Source organism: Methanosarcina sp. Kolksee (assembly GCF_000969945.1).
Lineage (GTDB): Archaea > Halobacteriota > Methanosarcinia > Methanosarcinales > Methanosarcinaceae > Methanosarcina > Methanosarcina vacuolata.
On record NZ_CP009524.1, the window covers coordinates 2562302 to 2579815 of the forward strand.

At 38.0% G+C, this 17514-nt stretch carries 15 protein-coding genes and 1 pseudogene; 5 read left to right on the forward strand and 11 right to left on the reverse strand.

All coding sequences use genetic code 11. The features are described 5' to 3' along the window. Positions 1–31: 31 nt before the first annotated feature. The 5 genes from MSKOL_RS10600 to MSKOL_RS10620 all read right to left on the reverse strand — a co-directional run bounded on the left by MSKOL_RS10600 (position 32) and on the right by MSKOL_RS10620 (position 2937). Positions 32–886, reverse strand: a complete 855-nt coding sequence (locus MSKOL_RS10600; protein WP_048156000.1) for a DUF1638 domain-containing protein — start codon at positions 884–886, stop codon at positions 32–34. A gap of 107 nt (positions 887–993) precedes the next feature. Beyond that, complete coding sequence (locus tag MSKOL_RS10605) at positions 994–1179, reverse strand: hypothetical protein (protein ID WP_048156003.1); 186 nt, start codon at positions 1177–1179, stop codon at positions 994–996. 101 nt (positions 1180–1280) lie between these two features. After that, positions 1281–1517 (reverse strand): hypothetical protein, encoded by a 237-nt coding sequence (locus MSKOL_RS10610; RefSeq protein ID WP_048158302.1) that lies wholly within the window; start codon positions 1515–1517, stop codon positions 1281–1283. 90 nt (positions 1518–1607) lie between these two features. Beyond that, complete coding sequence (locus MSKOL_RS10615) at positions 1608–2012, reverse strand: pyridoxamine 5'-phosphate oxidase family protein (RefSeq protein ID WP_048156008.1); 405 nt, start codon at positions 2010–2012, stop codon at positions 1608–1610. A 247-nt stretch (positions 2013–2259) separates the two neighbouring features. After that, entirely contained in the window at positions 2260–2937 is a 678-nt protein-coding gene (locus tag MSKOL_RS10620) for a hypothetical protein (protein WP_048158303.1), read from the reverse strand. A gap of 367 nt (positions 2938–3304) precedes the next feature. Between MSKOL_RS10620 and MSKOL_RS20175 the strand changes: the two genes are divergently transcribed. Next, positions 3305–4057: a fasciclin domain-containing protein gene (locus MSKOL_RS20175; protein ID WP_231592193.1), complete on the forward strand. Its 753-nt coding sequence runs from the start codon at positions 3305–3307 to the stop codon at positions 4055–4057. Positions 4058–4542: 485 nt separating this feature from the next. Here MSKOL_RS20175 and MSKOL_RS10630 read toward each other — a convergent pair whose 3' ends face one another. The 3 genes from MSKOL_RS10630 to MSKOL_RS10640 all read right to left on the reverse strand — a co-directional run bounded on the left by MSKOL_RS10630 (position 4543) and on the right by MSKOL_RS10640 (position 8123). Beyond that, complete coding sequence (locus MSKOL_RS10630; RefSeq protein WP_048156011.1) at positions 4543–4983, reverse strand: pyridoxamine 5'-phosphate oxidase family protein; 441 nt, start codon at positions 4981–4983, stop codon at positions 4543–4545. A gap of 638 nt (positions 4984–5621) precedes the next feature. Further along, entirely contained in the window at positions 5622–6611 is a 990-nt protein-coding gene (locus MSKOL_RS10635) for a GAF domain-containing protein (protein WP_048156014.1), read from the reverse strand. Between the two features lie 522 nt (positions 6612–7133). Then, positions 7134–8123 (reverse strand): GAF domain-containing protein, encoded by a 990-nt coding sequence (locus MSKOL_RS10640; protein ID WP_048156015.1) that lies wholly within the window; start codon positions 8121–8123, stop codon positions 7134–7136. 520 nt (positions 8124–8643) lie between these two features. Here MSKOL_RS10640 and glgP point away from each other — a divergent pair. After that, on the forward strand, positions 8644–10320 hold the full coding sequence (gene glgP / locus MSKOL_RS10645; protein ID WP_048120821.1) for an alpha-glucan family phosphorylase: 1677 nt from the start codon (positions 8644–8646) through the stop codon (positions 10318–10320). A gap of 542 nt (positions 10321–10862) precedes the next feature. Beyond that, on the forward strand, positions 10863–12263 hold the full coding sequence (locus tag MSKOL_RS10650) for a tripartite tricarboxylate transporter permease (RefSeq protein ID WP_048156018.1): 1401 nt from the start codon (positions 10863–10865) through the stop codon (positions 12261–12263). A gap of 526 nt (positions 12264–12789) precedes the next feature. Here MSKOL_RS10650 and MSKOL_RS10655 read toward each other — a convergent pair. Beyond that, the gene (locus MSKOL_RS10655; RefSeq protein ID WP_048156022.1) at positions 12790–13908 is read right to left on the reverse strand and encodes a hypothetical protein; all 1119 of its coding nucleotides are present in this window, start codon (positions 13906–13908) and stop codon (positions 12790–12792) included. 286 nt (positions 13909–14194) lie between these two features. Here MSKOL_RS10655 and MSKOL_RS10660 point away from each other — a divergent pair, with 286 nt between their 5' ends. Continuing rightward, positions 14195–14434 carry a hypothetical protein gene (locus tag MSKOL_RS10660; RefSeq protein ID WP_156151048.1) on the forward strand — a complete coding sequence of 80 codons (240 nt, stop codon included), beginning with the start codon at positions 14195–14197 and terminating at the stop codon, positions 14432–14434. Here MSKOL_RS10660 and MSKOL_RS19335 read toward each other — a convergent pair. After that, positions 14427–14893 (reverse strand): annotated as a pseudogene (locus MSKOL_RS19335) (IS1 family transposase); the annotation flags it as partial. The gene MSKOL_RS10660 and the pseudogene MSKOL_RS19335 sit on opposite strands and share 8 nt — an antisense overlap. 533 nt (positions 14894–15426) lie before the next feature. Here MSKOL_RS19335 and MSKOL_RS10665 point away from each other — a divergent pair. After that, positions 15427–15765: a hypothetical protein gene (locus MSKOL_RS10665; RefSeq protein WP_231592194.1), complete on the forward strand. Its 339-nt coding sequence runs from the start codon at positions 15427–15429 to the stop codon at positions 15763–15765. A 626-nt stretch (positions 15766–16391) separates the two neighbouring features. On the opposite strand, the gene MSKOL_RS10670 is transcribed toward MSKOL_RS10665, so the two are convergent. After that, entirely contained in the window at positions 16392–17474 is a 1083-nt protein-coding gene (locus MSKOL_RS10670; RefSeq protein ID WP_048156029.1) for a hypothetical protein, read from the reverse strand. Between the last annotated feature and the right edge of the window lie 40 nt (positions 17475–17514).

Genomic DNA, 17514 nt, shown 5'->3' on the forward strand with positions numbered 1-17514 from the left:
AGGCTTTCAATAAAAGCTTAAACCAGCTTCATTATTGTTTTTCAGTTGTAACGTCTCTAGCGTTCAGGTATGATTGTTCGGTAATTTTCGGATTTCCTCTTATGTTCACAACTTTCATATCAAAAGTACGGGCAAACTCTTTAACATTTGTATGGAACTCCGGACTATCTACAAGCCCGATATCGATTTTTGCAGCCAGGCAGTAGAGTGGATTTTTCAGATAATAGTTGTTGAAGTCCCGGTTCCCGTTTTTATTTTCCAGCTTCTTCCAGCTAGAAGCCCACATTGGGGTCAGGTAGATCGTGCCCATGCCCTGGAATCTGGTCATAGCCCTTGCATAAGCCTCGTTTCCTCCAAGCGCCAGACTGATGCAGTCCTCTATGATTTCTCCGTTTTGGTCTTTCAGGAAGAAAAGAGGACATTTCAGATCCGAGAAATCTTCTTTCAGTTTTCCAAGTGCATGCCCACAGATCCCATAAAAAACCAGGATTCTGTCGGAAAAGGATGCCATTTCATGGATATTTCTGTAAACTTCAGCCTTTAAAATCTCAAGATCGGCATGCAGGTCCAAGCTTAACAGGTTTACGACAACAATAACCTCTTCCCTGAGTTTCTTTTTCCTGCAAAATTTTTTGAGGATCGGGAAGCTTGAAAGAAGCCTTGCAGGAACTATGAAACCAGGGCTGGAGCGGCTCTTCAGGAGCATTGGTACCCTGTCCAAAAAAGCTGTTCTTGGGTTGCAATTTCTCAACCTGAGCTTACGGAGGAAACCTGAGCTTTCCCGGTTTTCCACAACGATTAGCTGCTGTAACTCACGGTCTTTTGATAATACATGTACAAGCTCGTCTTCGAGCATTCCACAAGCAACAATGCTCAGTACAGACATAATTCGGATGTCCTTCCTTGTAACTTTTTTCTGGAATCCTTTCTGGAAGTTTTATTTTCGTGATTTTTTCTGGTGAATCTTTGTTTCTAGGATTCTTTCATGTAATTTTATGTTTGAGATTTTTCTTTGTAGATCCCTATACCCAGATAATCTTCCATACCCAGATAAACTTCTATACCCGGATAAACTTCCATACCCGGATAAACTTCCATACCCGGATAAACTTCCATACCCAGATAATCTTGTATGGTAAAATCCAGGGCATTAACAAATTTGCCTATGAAATCAATCATAAAAAATTTATCTATATTTACAGATAAAATGCAATATTAATAAAAAAATTTTAGAAAACAAAAGAAAGTAAGTAGGAACAGGAAGAATAGATACCTGTTCCTTATTTCCTTCTACCGTTCTGTTTTTGTTTATTTTTTGAATTCACAGGGAGTTTTTTATCAGGAGTGACTCCGTAATATTTTGTCCTTGCGGCTCCCCAGATGCAGCCGTTTTTCCCGAAGATTTTCAACTCAATATTCTGGATAGCCTTGCAAATTTTGTTTCCTTCTCTTGCACCCTTGCAGACTATACAGTACTTTTCACAAAAAACAGGGGTATTTTCCTTATTTTCAACCATTTCTACACTCTCAGCCATAGTTTATTCTTCTTATCCAGGTACTTATGAGTGCTTATCCAGATATTATGCTGAAGATATGGTTAAATTTGATTAGAGTAATTTCTTTCCTGCGTCAGGGCCGGGAGCACACTGAAATACGTCGCTAATCCTTACTTCTATAAGGTTCTTTGCAGGAAGCCCGGGCTTTGCTGCATGCACGATTGCTTTCATTTTTTCAAATTTTTCTCCGAAACTGATAATTTCAGCCTTACCTTTTATCTGGAAGCAACCGCCGGTGTCTGGTCCCCATACATAGACTGCCACGTTTGGATTTTCCTTAAGGTTTGCCAGGGATTTGGCCATGAAGTTATCTGATATCCAGATTGTTTCATCATCTACAAGCTGGCAGAACCCTATGGGTATCACATTCGGAATTCCTTCATTTGAGGCCGTAGCTACGGGAAAGATCTTTACCTTCGAAAAAGCAGTTTTCATCTCTTCATTTAATTTTACCATGATATCACCATCAAGATGGTTGCAGTATAAATTTATATATTTAAGCGTCAGAATTGTGTATCGAAAGTCGGATTTATGTATTTTAATAACCTTCCTGGAAAAGGTTAAGTCGAGCTTTAAAATATAAAGGGGAAAACATTGAAGCTCAATGACAATAGAGAATCTTGGAGTAGACGTATTCAAAAAATACAGTTTAATAATATTTATTAAATCTTGATTACGTCAAAACCTGTTATCTCATAATGTTTTAACAAATTCTTAACATTGTATTTCCACCCTTTTGAAATTCATATGCTACCTTTATTTCCTTTACATCTCGATTTCTTGCCCTTAAAAAATTAATTATAGGCTCGACATATGGTGATCGGTCGGCGTTTACGTCCAGTAACGGAAATATTCTGACCTCATTTGAAACCCTGCACAATTCCTCTACCGATTTCAAATGAAACTCCAGTGACAGGTTTTTTGTATAGAGAAATAACAAATGCGAGCACAGTGCCAGATCAAACTCTTTATCACTAAAAGGCAGAAAAGGAAGTTCACCAGGTACATACCTATTTTGCACCACGCCTCCTGAAAAATCTTTCAGAAATTTCTCCATAGCTGACATTCTTATTCTTCCAAGTTCTTCAACTGAGCCAATTTCTTGCCAGATAAATTTATCCTGGTTTTTCTGGGTCTGGTCAATAATGTCATTATAGGTTTCATGAATTCTCTGTCTAATCTGATCAGCACTGAAAAAGTAGACAGGGTCAACTGATATGATATTTCCGCCTCGTTCTGTAAGTTCGGCATTGAAGCTCGCAGGTCCGTCTCCACAACCCAGGATCTTTCGCTCGAGATCGTCAGGTGTTAAGTTAAACATTCTGACGTATTCTTTGAGAGACCTTCCCCACGGCTTAATATTATGATACATAATTGTCATAAGCTGTACACTAGAGTACATATATATACAAAATATATAAATTAGTATTCCCCAATAACGAGCCAATCCAATAATTAACTTCATCCTGGAATTATAAAAGTTTCCGAACTGTTTTGAAACGTTGTCATTAATCATGGTTAGAAGAATAACCAGGTTTAGAGGCTTTCTCAGAATTCAAACTAAACAAATTATTAATTAAATGTTAGTCTCCAGCTCGGTGGGCACCAGCGTAAATGAGAATTTACTTTTCAGTGGCCTGGCTGTCTTTTTAACATAATTTTCCTGCAAATATAGATAAGATTATATCAAAAGAACATGTATTATGAAATGAAAATTTAATTATAAAGTATATCATTTAAATATATATTTGGGGGGAAAAAATATTAGAAAATCTGGAACTCTTGTAGTTTTACTTTTAGCAATAGTATTTATTTCCGGCTGTTCGGAAAATGCTCAGGAAAATAAGACCGAGAGTGAAGAAATGGTAACTCCGGTAGAAGGTGCTACCCCTGGTGTAACAGAACAAGTTACAGAATCGGCAGAGGGGAACACTGGAGAAGGGTTACTGTCTGGTAAGGAAGAAACTTCCCTGGATGAAGGGAAAGAAATCATAATCCCGGGTGAAGAGAACTCGAGCCAGGAAGTGTTGGATGAAGAAAACTCAGGCCAGGGCAATGAAACTTCTTCTGAAAACCAGGTCCTGGATAACAATCAGACAATTGTTCATACTGCAGAAGAGGCAGGATATACTACCTTTGCTTCACTTGCGAGGGATGCAGGACTTGAATATACTCTTAATGAAGGAGGGCCTTATACTGTTTTTGCTCCTACTGACCTAGCTTTTGAGAGCCTTCCAGAAGGCATGCTTGACGACCTTCGTAATGATAAAAATAAGCTGAACCGTGTGCTAACCTATCATGTGATCAATGGAGAATACAGGGTTGCAGATCTTAAAAATATTGATTCTTTGTCTTCCCTGGAGACCGAAAAGCTGGCTGTGAATACTACAACTAACGGAATGATAATGGTAGGAGATGCAACTGTAATAGAGCCTGACATCGTTGCAGCTAATGGAGTAATACATGGGATTGACAAAGTAGTGATTCCATTAGAAGTCTGAAATAGAAACCCGGAACAGAAGCAAAGCTTATGTTGATTTAAAAATCACGTTGATTTAAAGATCATATTGATTTAAAGATCATATTGATTTAAAGATCATATTGATTTAAAGATCATATTGATTTAAAGATCATATTGATTTAAAGATCATATTGATTTAAAAATCATATTGACTTCAGATAACTTTGATTTGCTTCTTTTATTCCTTTTTTACCTTACTTCTTAGATAGCTATCCTGTCAGTCAGCTTTCTGTCAGTCAGCTTTCTGTCAGTTAACTTTTGTTCAGTTTTGCTAGCCAATTATTATTCCATTAGTCAAGTTTTATTCAATCTCGTCGGCCAGGCTTTTATCGTCTGATTGCTCACAAACTTTAAGACAATTGCATAGAAGAGTTCAGGAGATATCAGAAGCATGAAAAGAAATCACATTAAGTACGAAGGGATTATTTTCAGCACTGGCTGTTCCCAAAAATTAAAATGCAGGTTTTATAGGTTCACCTGCTCCCTATACCCGAACTTAACGCTGTAATCAAGATAATAGATAACTTCTGGCTCGATTTTTATCATGATACTCTCCGGGTCAGGGGGCATGTCTGCAGCAACCGGAAATTTGGCTGCCATTATTTCCCCTACTTCTCGTAGTTCGTTTTCATTGGTAACGATTGATGCCTTTCCTTCAATCTGAAGGGCCTTCATCTCAAACCAGTCTGGATCATCCTCGTCGACAGTATATGCTACATAAGGATTTTGCATAATATTCTGGACTTTCCGGGTATTCTTATTGGTTGCCACGTATACAACAGCATCTTCGGATACATATGCCATTGTATGTGCCATTGGCCTGCCCTGCGGGCTTACGGTTGCAAGGTTCAGGTAGTAATGATTTGAAAGGTACTCGTAAATCTTATCTTTAAGCTTTTCTGCCATAGTCCCCACCAAAATGTTTATAACTCTCAGCTAAAACCCCAATTGATTGGATTTTTACCCCGGTTCTGCCATTAATACTATAAATTCGGCGTAGTCTTTCTAATCCCGTGATATGACTTCCAATCTTATGACTTCCAATCTTGAACAATTTCCGACTCTGTAATAGACTCTGTAGTAAGTATTAGGTCGTGTCCCTGAGTTATTGATCAATTCCGAAAAAGCGAGTACATCTCACGTATTTAATGAATATATTGAGAGATTCTTGCGCTTTCGGTTTTCAATGATTCAAACCCACTACCAAGTATTAGTCATGTAATAATTAAAAGTCCTTAAACAAACTTTTAGTCCTATAATACAAAAAAGGAAAAACGCGGTTCATTCTGTCTTTCCCCCATACAGTTTAGAGGGACAAAATTTATAAATTTTACTTATATCTTCAGTCGGTGGTAGTATCAAGGTTATAGCTTCATGATTTTTCCCAGAGTATATCAAAAAGATAGTGAAATGAGACTTACAGAGATAACGCAGGACTGAAAGAGTTAAAGAAAGGCCGAAGGAAGTTAAAATAAAGGCCAAAAGAAAATAAGAAATGACTGAAGAGAGTTAAAAAGGATTGAAAGAACAAAAAGAAGTCTTATTTAAGACTTTCTCTTCTTTCTGCATTCTTTTAACTTTTCTTCCAGGCGGATACGAGATATAAAGACTCCGAATTGCGTCGCAATGGTTTCAATGACAGTGCGCACGCTATCCGGAATCTCGAATTCAAGGCTCGAAGAAAGACAAAAAGCTGCAATAACCTTTTTTCTTGATTTTACGGGGATAACTGCGGTAGCCCTGAGATTTTCATGTCTGAGTGCATCATCTCTTGACGTGAGAAGCAGATCTATATGCTGTTTATAAACCGGCTGCCCTATCATAACAAGTTTAGTATTTGGGGAATTGGCGCTGTAGTGGGAGGCATACTCGACAAAATTAGGGGAAAAACCACGGTGAATGGCAAGCGTCATATCTCCTGTTTCTTCATCGATAAGATAAATTCCTCCAGCATTGATCTCATCTATCTGAAGGCAGGAATCCAGTAGTTTCTCAAGAGTCTCGTTCATAGAACTGGAAGTGCTGAGCGCGATTCCAAGGTCTCTCTGGATATAGAGCAGTTTTTCTTTCCTCTTCCGCTCAGTGATATCCAGGACTATCCCCTTAAGGTACTTTACAATTCCATTTTCATCGGCTTCAATGAAAGTCCTTTCTTCAACCCAGCGCACTTCGCCTGATTTTGTCAGGATGCGGTATTCCTGAGAGAAATCCACGTAATCTTCGTCTATCCTTCTTAAGAGTTCTCTTTCCACTCTCTCCAGGTCGTCAGGATGCACAATATTGCCATACATGACTTTTCCTGATGTAAACTCTTCTACGGTATACCCGAATTTCTTAATGTTTTCTGAGACAAACTCGGCAGGCCAGTACTTCTCCGGCCTCCAGAGGAAAACCGTAACAGGAACTTTATTTATTACCGAGATCAGCTCCTTTGCCATCTCAAGAGCATTACATAAAGCTAATTCATTCAGGTATTTACAGGCTTTCTGCCTACCATTCCCATTTTTAGCCGAGTTTGAAACCACTTTGAACATCTCATTCTCCGTAGATAAAAAATCTCTTACAGGAAGCTCTGAACACATTTCGGATATTTACGTTTTTTGCTTTGCAAGCATAGAAGTACACAATAAATTAAAAAGCTTGTGATTAGAGATTTCAAATGTATCAGGATGCAGAGACTTAAAAGTGAGGATCTATACAAAGATCTTACAAAAAAAAGCACATAGATATGATATAACATAAGAGAAAAATATATATATAACATCTGGATTAATAGCCAGTATAGTTAATAACTATTCTATTTATAGACCTATTTTCTTATCTCACGTTTGAATAGTGCACTTGCGATAAGTGAAGTAATTTGTCTATTTTGCCAATAAAACTCCTGAAAAGTTATTGATAAAAGCTGAAGAAGACATAAAGAAAGGCTTACTAATGCGTGAATGCTCTATCTGAAAACATCTTTTAGGTTTCAAGGAATTTGCCTATACGTCTTTGTCCTCTTAACTACTGGTTCCTGAAAAGAATATCCTGAAAAGAGCAAAAAAATATCTTATTTAAGACTTTGTCTTCTTTCTGCATTCTTTTAGTTTTTCTTCCAGGCGGATACGAGATATAAAAACTCCGAATTGCGTCGCAATAGTTTCGAGGGCAGTGCGGACGCTATCTGGAAACTCAAGTTCAAGGCTCGAAGCAAGATAAAAAGCTGCAATAACTTTTTTTCCTGATTTTACGGGGATAATTGCGGTAGCCCTGAGATTTTCATGTCTGAGTACGTCATCTCTCGAAGTGAGAAGAAGGTCTATGTGTTGTTTGTATACAGGCTGCCCTATCATAACAAGTTTCGTATTAGGGGAATTGGCACTGTAATGGGAGGCATACTCGACAAAATTAGGAGAAAAACCACGGTGAATGGCAAGCGTCATATCTCCTGTTTCTTCATCGATAAGATAAATTCCTCCAGCATTGATCTCATCTATCTGGAGGCAGGAATCCAGCAGTTTCTCAAGAGTCTCGTTCATGGAACTGGAAGTACTTAGTGCAATGCCCAGATCCCTCTGGATGTAGAGCAATTTTTCTTTTCTTTTCCGCTCAGTAACATCCATAACTATTCCCATAAGGTACTTTACAGTTCCATTTTTATCCGCTTCAATGAAAGTCCTTTCATCAACCCAACGTATCTCACCTGATTTCGTCAGGATACGATACTCCTGAGAATAGTCCACGTAACCTTCTTCTATTCTCCTTGAGAGTTCTCTTTCAACCATTCCCAGGTCATCAGGGTGTATGATATTGCCATAAAGAAGTTTTCCGGATGTAAATTCTTCGGCAGTATACTCGAATTTCTTTATGTTTTCTGAGACAAATTCAGCAGGCCAGTACTTCTCCGGCCTCCAGAGAAAAACCGTAACCGGAACTTTATTTATTACCGAGACCAGCTCTTTCGCCATCTCAAGAGCGTTACATAAAGCTACTTCATTCAGGTATTTACAGGCTTTCTGCCTGCCATTCCCATTCTTAGCCGAATTCGAAACCACTTTGGACATCCCGTTCTCCGTAGTTTAAAAATCTCTTACAGGAAGCTTTGAATAAATTTCGGATATTTACATTTTGTGCTTTGTAAATATAGAAGTACGCAATAAATTAAAAAGCTTGTTATTTGAGTTTTAGAATGCATCAGAAGGTAGAGACTTGAAAATTGGAATCTACATAATGATTTTATAGAAAAGAATAAACATATATGAGAAAACCTTTAAGAAAAATATATATCATATTAAGATTGACAACCAACTTAGTTACTACAATTTAGTACTAACTAATCTATTTTTAAAGGCACGAGGCTAAATAATGCAACTGCCCAATGAGGTACAATGAAGTTTTTTTGTTGCAACAATTACAGGCGTGACTATAGACCTGTTTATTATCTCACATTTGTAACGGTTCTTATTCTCTCTGCCTCAGGTACAATTCTATTTCTACATGATTTCCAAGGTCAATTTGATATATAACCGATGATATATTTTTAGATATATCTCTACGAAAGATAAAAAGAGGCGAGTTGAGAATATGGATGACCTTCAGGGAGTATTGAGAGGACAGAAGATTTCTTACTTTTCTATGGAAATAGGGCTCAGCAGTGAAATCCCTACTTATGCTGGAGGGTTGGGCGTACTTGCAGGGGATACTATTCGCTCGGCAGCGGACCTGAATATTCCGCTGGTAGCAGTAACACTGGTAAGCAATAAAGGCTATTTCAGACAAATTCTTGACTCTTCCGGAAACCAGATCGAGCACACCGAAGAATGGAATCCTGCTCATTTTATGACACATCTCACAGCAGAGGTAAGCGTAAAAATCCAAAACAGAGAAGTTAAAATCAGGGCCTGGCTGTATAATTGTAAAAGCCTTACAGGAGGCTGTGTACCTATTATCTTCCTTGATACTGATGTCGAGGGGAATGACCCGGAAGACCGCAAAATTACGGATTTTCTCTATGGGGGAGACCAGCGTTACAGGCTCAAGCAGGAAATAGTACTTGGGATCGGGGGGGTAAGAATGCTTGATGAACTGGGCTTCAAAATCCGGAAGTACCACATGAACGAAGGCCATTCAAGCCTGCTTGGCCTGGAACTCCTTAGGTGTAATGGCATTGACCCTATGAAAGTAAAGGAGCTCTGTATTTTTACAACACATACTCCTGTGGAAGCAGGACATGATAAATTTGATTATGGGCTTGTAGAAGACCTGATCCGGGACAAAAACTGTGTGGATGTCCTCAGGAGATTCGGAGGAGCCGAACGCTTTAACACAAGCCTTTTTGCCCTTAACCTATCGAACTATATCAATGGAGTCACAAAAAGACATAGCCTGATCTCGAGCGAACTCTTTCCGGGCTACAAAATTCAGGCGATCACAAACGGTGTCCATTCATATACCTGGACTTCTCCTTATTTCAGGAAATTGTATGACCGATACCTGCCTGGCTGGGCAAATGAACCTGAACTTCTGGTACGGATAGACGGAATTCCGGACACTGAGATATGGGAAGCCCACTGGAACGCAAAAAAAGCCCTTATCGATGAAGTAAACAAAAGGACAGGTGTGGGTATGGACTATGAGAGCCTGACAATCGGCTTTGCACGGCGCATGACTGCATACAAGAGGGCAACCCTGGTTCTATCCGACCTTGAAATGCTCAAAAAAATAAACAGGCGGGGTAAAATTCAACTTATTTTTGCAGGCAAATCCCACCCGAACGACGGAGCCGGAAAACAGCTTATCAGAGATATTTTTAAAAACATTGAAATTTTAAGGAAAGAAATCAAGATTGTTTTTCTGGAAAACTATGATATGGATCTTGCCGCGAAAATGGTCTCCGGGGTTGATCTATGGCTGAACACACCAACCCGCCCTTATGAAGCCTCCGGCACGAGCGGTATGAAAGCTGCCCATAACGGAGTTGTAAACTTCAGCGTGCTTGATGGATGGTGGATTGAAGGCTGGATTGAAGGTGTAACAGGATGGGCAATTGGCCCTCAGCCCGAAGAAAAACTTTCCGAAGAAGAAGCAAAAGCAGCAGAACTCAGCGACCTTTACAATAAGCTGTATTATATTATAGTTCCCATGTACTACGACCGCAAAGATGAATGGGTTAAGCTAATCAACAATTCCATAGGCATGATAGCTTATTATTTTAATAGCCACAGAATGATGAGGCGTTATGTCACACATGCTTATCTGTAATGTACTCTGATTTTTCAGAGGAATTTGTGAGCATAATTTCGGCTCCCTTATTTTGGGAATATATAGTCACGAAGCTAAATAACGCAACTGCAATGAGGCACAATGAAGTTTTTTGTTGCAATAATTACAGGCGTGACCATAGGTAAATTTTGGGAATACAGATGATTCAAATATTTGTAGACTACTTTTTGTAGACTACTGTAAAATTTTAGTAAACCCTTTTTGGTGGATGAGAACTGACCAGGCATTATTTCTTTGGTTACCGCCTTTCCTCAGAACTAATTTTTTGCAATTTTCATACTTAAATCAACATTTTTTGGCATTCTCTTCAAATTGAGTGTAACAATTATATTTTAAGATCTAAGAAGATGAAATATTGCGTAGGCAAATTATGAGTACTTTTGTCAGAAAGAACCAGAGTGTAGTTAACTACCGACAATTGGAAATATTTTTAAACAGTGTGTAGTATAATCTCTAATGCATCTTTACAAAAGTTGGAGTTAAATATCAAAAATTTAGTTAAGTTTTAGAGGGTTGGCCGGGTGGAAGATATCTCATTAATTTTACTTTTTTTATCAGTTTTAGGAGGTTACCTGCTTGGCATAATCTCAGGGCTCCTGCCTGGAGTGCATAACAATAATTTTGCACTTGCCCTTATAGCCCTTGCCCCTTTCCTGGCTGAAAAAGGGCTTTCACCTTTTTACATTGCCGTAATTATTCTCTCAAATGCTGTCTCCCAGACTTTTCATGACGTAATCCCTTCAGTGTTTCTAGGGGCACCGGATGGAGATACTGCGTTAATGGTCCTGCCAGGGCACAGGCTTCTGCTTGACGGAGCAGGAGCCGAAGCAGTCCGGCTTTCAGCACTGGGAAGCGCAGGCTCGGTAGTTGCGTCCCTGATTTTCGTACTTCCGTTTTCGCTTTTCTTTAAGGCCATTTATCCTTATGTTGAAGCGCATATGGCATTGATTCTTATTTTAATCGTCTTTCTAATGCTTGCAAGTGAAAAAGGTGAAAGCGTTGAAGATTCAAAGGAGAAAAGCCCATTTGCAAAATATAAATACAAAATTTTTGCTCTGGTTTTGTTTCTGATCACAGGCGTACTTGGACTCTTTGCTTTTGATAGGGAATCTCTTATGGTTCCAGTTGTCAATTTTGGAGAGCCGTCGATACTCCTACCTCTGCTTAGTGGGCTTTTTGGGTCTTCCCAACTAATAATAAGCCTTCTCACAAGCTCGAAAATTCCCGAGGAGTCTGTGTCGGCACTCAAGCTTTCTCGAAAAAGAATTTTCAGAGGAATCCTTACAGGCAGCGCAGCAGGCTCACTTGTTGCATGGCTGCCAGGTCTCTCTTCAGCGATTGCAGCACTACTTACAGGCCTTGTTGCAAAAGTTGATTTTGACAGGATTCCGCTTAAGAAAAAAATTTCAGAACCTGATTTAGGAAGGTTAAAAACCTCCCTTTATTCTGACCCTTATGCCAGTAACCCTTCAACGCTTGAGAGCTCTAAGGAATTCATAGTTTCAAACTCCGGAGTAAACACTTCGAATGCGATTTTCGGGCTGGTCGCTTTTGTAGTAATCGGGAGAACCCGAAGTGGAGCAATGGTTGCCATAGAAACTATTTTGGGGACAAATACGCTTAATTTACCTGTACTGCTGCTCTTTTTTGCCGCTATGGTATTAACTGCGCTTTTTTCCTACTTTTCTACGATCTGGATAGGAAACAATGCCCATCTCTTTCTAAAGAAAGTTAACTACAGTAAACTCTGTGCAGGTGTCCTTATCGGACTTGGAGTAATGGTTTATCTGTTCACAGGACTTTTCGGTTTTTTTATTTTTTTGATCTCAACCCCAATAGGAATGCTCTCCTCCTTTATGAATGTCAGAAAATCCCATGCAATGGGGGTCATCTTACTGCCTGTGATCCTGTACTTCTTGTAAAAAAGTAGCTTTTTTAATTGTATAAGTTCCAACTTCCGTCTTTTCAGTTTCAGATATGCTTTTTTTAGTTTCATAGATGCTTTTCCATTAGCCTATGAGGTCAGATAACTGCGATTTAAAAATTTTACATCATATATCTCAATTCCTCTTTTTCTATTTGGAACCTTTTTTAAAACTTGCCTTATCTTTTGAAAAACCATAGTTAGGACAACCTTACTACTCAAGGTAATGACGAGATCAATAGTCAAAAAAGAGTAGTTCAAAAGTACTTTAATTTCTTTGTGCCCGTTATTCAAAGAATATCATGTGCGTTTGGGAGAAAATCAAAGCAAAAATAGCGTTTCTTTGAAAGTTGAGCCAGAATTATTGATAATTCTGGAAATAGATTGATTTCCATCCTGAGATAATATATTGAAAACGGTATAAAAACTGTAAACACAAAAACTCCCTTTTTTCTAAAAAAGAAATGCAGGAGTTTTTCTAAATTGAGTAATAACTCTTATACATTTCTTTAAACTGTTATTATTTACTCCTTTCTTAAAAGAAATACCATTATCAATATCATTACGAGGCTTGCCGCTCCAAATCCAGGTGTATCAGGAATAGGAATGGTAACGGACTTATCCTCGGAAACGGGTGTTTCAGGGGTTGAATCTTCTACATGAATAGGAAGATCGAGCGTGTAATATTCTCCATCCTCTTTGTTACTTCCAAAATAATAAACTACTTTGCCTGTGACAGTAAAATCGCCAACCTGGTTGGCTGCAATTCTCACTTCAATATCCCTTCCCTTGCCGGGTTCAATATCATATGTAGTTGTGTACTGTCCCGCGCCGGACTCAACAAACTCGGAGGAAGAAACACTCATCCCGGACGGAGGGATAATAATCGCCTGGACATGCATAGTAGGTTTTGTGATAAAATTCACGGCTGAAAGCTTGAGCAGGATATCTTCTCCTTTAAGGACTGACGTTTTTTCGCCGTGAAGGTCAACACTTGCAGAAGATTTTTCCGAGTGGTCGGCTGATGTTTCTTCAGTTTCTTCTTGTGTATTTTCAGATTCTTCTTGTGTGTTTTCAGGTTCTTCTTGTGTATTTTCAGGTTCTTTACTATAATAATTGTTTACAGTAGTTGTTTGCGTGTTAGTTTGTGAATTATCATAAGTGTTTACAATAGTTGTATCATAATTGTTTACCGCACCTGTTTGTATGTTTTCAGGTTCTGTTGTCGAATCGTTTTCCTCTTCGTCCTCAGTTTCTTTTACATCCTCTTTGCTTTCATCAGAAACAGCCTTTCCTATGTACTTATTTACCAGATCGACTTCAACTCCACGCATGGAGATCTCTTCCCCTAACTCATTGAAGTATATGCTATCGAATCCTTTTGATGAGTCTGGATCTACATAATACAAGCTGAGCATCTGATTGCCATTTTTATCTTCCCATGTATCACAGTTCCATGTAGGCTGTTCATCTTTCACGGCATCAAATACTGTGTTAATATAGTTATCCGATACTGGTATACTAGCAATAAAATCAGTTATTTCTTCTTTTGTCGGGAGATCTTTGGGTTCAGTTGCTGCTACACACGATGTCAGCAGAGCGAAGATTAAGAAGATACCTATTATTTTTAGTGGTAGTTTCATTTTAACTCCTGTTTTCAATCTGTCCTGAATAATTTGTATAATCTGAATGATGGCATTATAACGAAGTACGAAAACATACACATGCCAGCTATGAAGTAACATGATCCAATGGTCAGGTTCTGTTGCAAAAATAATAATATCCTCAGTTTGATACTATAATTCACACTTTTGTGTATCATCTTCTCCGTGGTGAGATTGAGTAACTTTCCTAGTTGTGAAAATTTTCACTGATCTTGTAACAAAGCTGGATTTTTTGCAACGGAACTTAGATATTTATGCACATATCGTGGAAGAAGAACTTTTAGTTGTTACTAATGCAGTAGGTGAAAACATAATAAATAGTAATAGAAAGATGGCTGAAGCTAAAACAACCAGGCGTGATTTTTTTGTTTTCATTATATTTTCGTCCTTTATAGTATTTTTCAAAAAATATAGATTGAATAATTTAGTTGTTCAAAGAATCTATAAAACTTTCCATTTTATTCTGCTCCCCATAAAAATAGATGGTCCATCTTTATTCAATTGATGTTTTTAAAACACCTGGATGCCAGCAATTCCTTTAAAGTCCATATTGAGCCCACAATTCCTGCCCCTCTTACAGGTGTATTTTTGCACTCAATCCCTCTTTCATCTTTGTACCTTAATTCTCCATGACCTCTAAAGAAGTCAAAATACGTGCAATATGACCTCATTTGATATTCTAACCATTCTTTCGCTTTTGAAAACCCTATTGTTTTTCTTGAAACTCTGTTGTTGTCCTGCCTAAAAGTCAGTTTTTGTCTTTCGAGTAGAGTTGTTGAGATTTCGCTCTGTTCAAGGGCTTTTCCAAAGATAGTGGTCTTCTTGACTTTTTTAGGTACTCCATTTGTTCTTATTTTGACTACCTCAAAACTCCAAAATGTTTCAAAAGAGCTTCTCTATAAAAGTTCAACCCACCTGTGACAAAAAGAGGGATTTTATCAGAAAGATGTTTTGGCAGTGTCTCAAATTTGCTGTAAATTTAAAGTCAAGTTTTTGCGTACGAGGGGAAAAATTGATCTTCCGCTATGGAATTTTTTACTTACTAACTTTTGGAGATTTGTGGTTTTACAGAATAATTGACACCTTGTCGATGTTTTTTAACTGACTTAACTAACTTATCCGCAACATACTGTTTTCTGGGTCTTATTACAAGTCAAGTATTAGTCTATAACTTAGTACAAAAGCTATCCACATGCTTGAATTTCTGGGTCTTATTACAAGTCAAGTATTAGTCTATAACTTAGTACAAAAGCTATCCACATGCTTGAATTTCTGGGTGTCAGGATTTCTGTAATATCTACTGATTTTTCCACAAACTTTATAAATATTTAAATACATAAATTCAACAAGAAAACAATGTATAAAACATTGATATGTATAATTTTAAGGAATATTTCCTAGTTTCTAAGTATATTTTTGTTTAACTCCAGGGAGCGTTACTTAAAAAGCGAGTAAGCACACAAATACATTTAAATGAAAGGAACAGAATAATAATAGGTGGTAATATTGGGGGAAACCATTGAGTATTGTCATTATGGTCGTTATGTAAAAATGCCTGGAAAACTCCTTGAGCCTATAGATAGTATGGCTAAAATCGGTTTAAACAAAGACGAACAAAAAATTTTACAGGGGTTTGTGCACAACAAAGCTGAACAAAAAACCGGTTACTACGACAAGAAAATAGCCGAAATGAAGCAGAAATACGACATGGACTTTTCAACTTTTCAGAATATGATCTATTTAAGGAAAGCAGAGATAGATCTTGAAGAATGGAACGATTTCGTTCTATGGGGAAGTTACGTCAAAGCACACCGATATTGGGCACAGTTTTGCTGAGCGAAAACTGAACCCGTCACTTTATCATTCTCTTCAGGACTTCATGTGAAAAAAGAAACTCCATCAGCTTTGCAGACCTGACAAAGAGCATTTTGTAGGGAAGGTTAGTTTTTCAGTTATTAACTTTTGTAACATTATATATATAATTATTAAATTTTTAGTTGTCAATTTATTGCTATTAAATTTTATTAGAAGTCACGGAGGATTAAGGTACAAAGATGAAAGAAGAGTTGAATGCAAAAGTACACCTGCAAGATAAACAGGAATTCTGGACTCAATATGGGTTTAAAGGAACTGCTGACATTCAGGTGTTTTAAAACATCAATCGAATCTTTCGTGTCTTCCTTGGTTATAAAGTAAGTTCAAGTACTTAGATGGCCCACCTTTAACGGAAGAATTGTACCCTATTTCCTTTATTCTATGTTTTCCTCGCTTTCGGTGGTTAACCTTTCACTTGAGATTAGGAAAAAATATTGATCCTTAACTATAAAGTCGGCTGGAACAATGGTTCAGAGCCCTGAGCTCTTCCCATCCGGGGCAAAACAAGCTCAGAGCCTTGAACTTTTCCTTTTCGTTCAGAAACTTAGCTCAATATCATGAACTTTCTTTCTTTATTTCTTTTTAGCTCAAAAACTCGGCTCAGGTTCATCAACCTTAACTTCAGGTTCCAGAGCAGGAGCATCAAAGAAAGGAATTTCTGCGTTTTCATACCAGGCTTCAAGAAAACTTAACAGATGGTATTTAAGGAAAACGGAAAGAGGTACACCGAGGAAAAACAGAGTTCCCATAACCAAAATCAGTTCTATAACGATAAAGGGGATCAGGAGTAGCCAGAGAAGAAAGTCCGATAACAGGGACGAAAAGAGGAAGTACAGAGCTACGTCAAAAATAAGGAAAGCAATCCCTAAAACCAGTACCACCAGTACAAAAAGGAAAATTGCAAGAATTGTGATTCCTATATCGAGCAGTAGCCTGACAAACCAGTAAACTATAACTTCGCGCCAGCTTTTCCTGAAATTTCCGAGAACAAGCTTGAAAGCCGAAAGAATTCCTTTATTCCGGTAAATGGCAAGCGGAATTGCAAGGCTTAAAAGGGAATTTATTGCAACTGCAAGCATAACTAGCACAACAATTACACCGATAATCCAGAGAAATCCGCCAAGACTGGCAGGCAAGGAAAAGTCTGAAGGTACTTCACGAATAACGGGTATAAGAGGAAGAAAAGATAGTCCGAAGAGCGCGAGAAATACTATCCCGAAAACTAAACGTACAAGCAAGAGGCGGAATCCTTTTCCCATAAACTTTCTTGAATAAGCCCAGAATTTTACTTCATTTCGTACAAGAGATTCCACAAAAACAAACTCCATAATACTGGAAATGTACGAAAAAATCAAGACCAGGAGAATAAGGAAAATTATTAATGCGGCTACAGTTGCCATTTGTGGCACCTGATAAATATATCCGAAAGCAATACTGTGCGTGTCAAAAGGAAGATCAGGCATCTGACCAGGCTCAATATACGGAAAATTATTTTTTAAGTCTTCTGAACCTATATTATAGTTGCTCGTATTTCCATAACTCGAAACCCCGCCTAACAGAAAAATGATGATTGCGAGTTTTACCCATTTCCAGAAATCAAAAGGTTCAAGAAGAGCTTCTCTTGTTCTTGAGAGAGCTCTGTCTACTGCACCTATCGCGTACCAGCTCATAATATATAATTTTTGTAAAAAGATATATAATTATCTAAAT

Coding starts and splice junctions, on each gene's coding strand:
- MSKOL_RS10600 (WP_048156000.1), bottom strand. CDS start 886: ATGTCTGTACTGAGCATTGTTGCTTGTGGAATGCTCGAAGACGAGCTT.
- MSKOL_RS10605 (WP_048156003.1), bottom strand. CDS start 1,179: ATGATTGATTTCATAGGCAAATTTGTTAATGCCCTGGATTTTACCATA.
- MSKOL_RS10610 (WP_048158302.1), bottom strand. CDS start 1,517: ATGGTTGAAAATAAGGAAAATACCCCTGTTTTTTGTGAAAAGTACTGT.
- MSKOL_RS10615 (WP_048156008.1), bottom strand. CDS start 2,012: ATGGTAAAATTAAATGAAGAGATGAAAACTGCTTTTTCGAAGGTAAAG.
- MSKOL_RS10620 (WP_048158303.1), bottom strand. CDS start 2,937: ATGACAATTATGTATCATAATATTAAGCCGTGGGGAAGGTCTCTCAAA.
- MSKOL_RS10630 (WP_048156011.1), bottom strand. CDS start 4,983: ATGGCAGAAAAGCTTAAAGATAAGATTTACGAGTACCTTTCAAATCAT.
- MSKOL_RS10635 (WP_048156014.1), bottom strand. CDS start 6,611: ATGTTCAAAGTGGTTTCAAACTCGGCTAAAAATGGGAATGGTAGGCAG.
- MSKOL_RS10640 (WP_048156015.1), bottom strand. CDS start 8,123: ATGTCCAAAGTGGTTTCGAATTCGGCTAAGAATGGGAATGGCAGGCAG.
- glgP (WP_048120821.1), top strand. CDS start 8,644: ATGGATGACCTTCAGGGAGTATTGAGAGGACAGAAGATTTCTTACTTT.
- MSKOL_RS10655 (WP_048156022.1), bottom strand. CDS start 13,908: ATGAAACTACCACTAAAAATAATAGGTATCTTCTTAATCTTCGCTCTG.
- MSKOL_RS10670 (WP_048156029.1), bottom strand. CDS start 17,474: ATGAGCTGGTACGCGATAGGTGCAGTAGACAGAGCTCTCTCAAGAACA.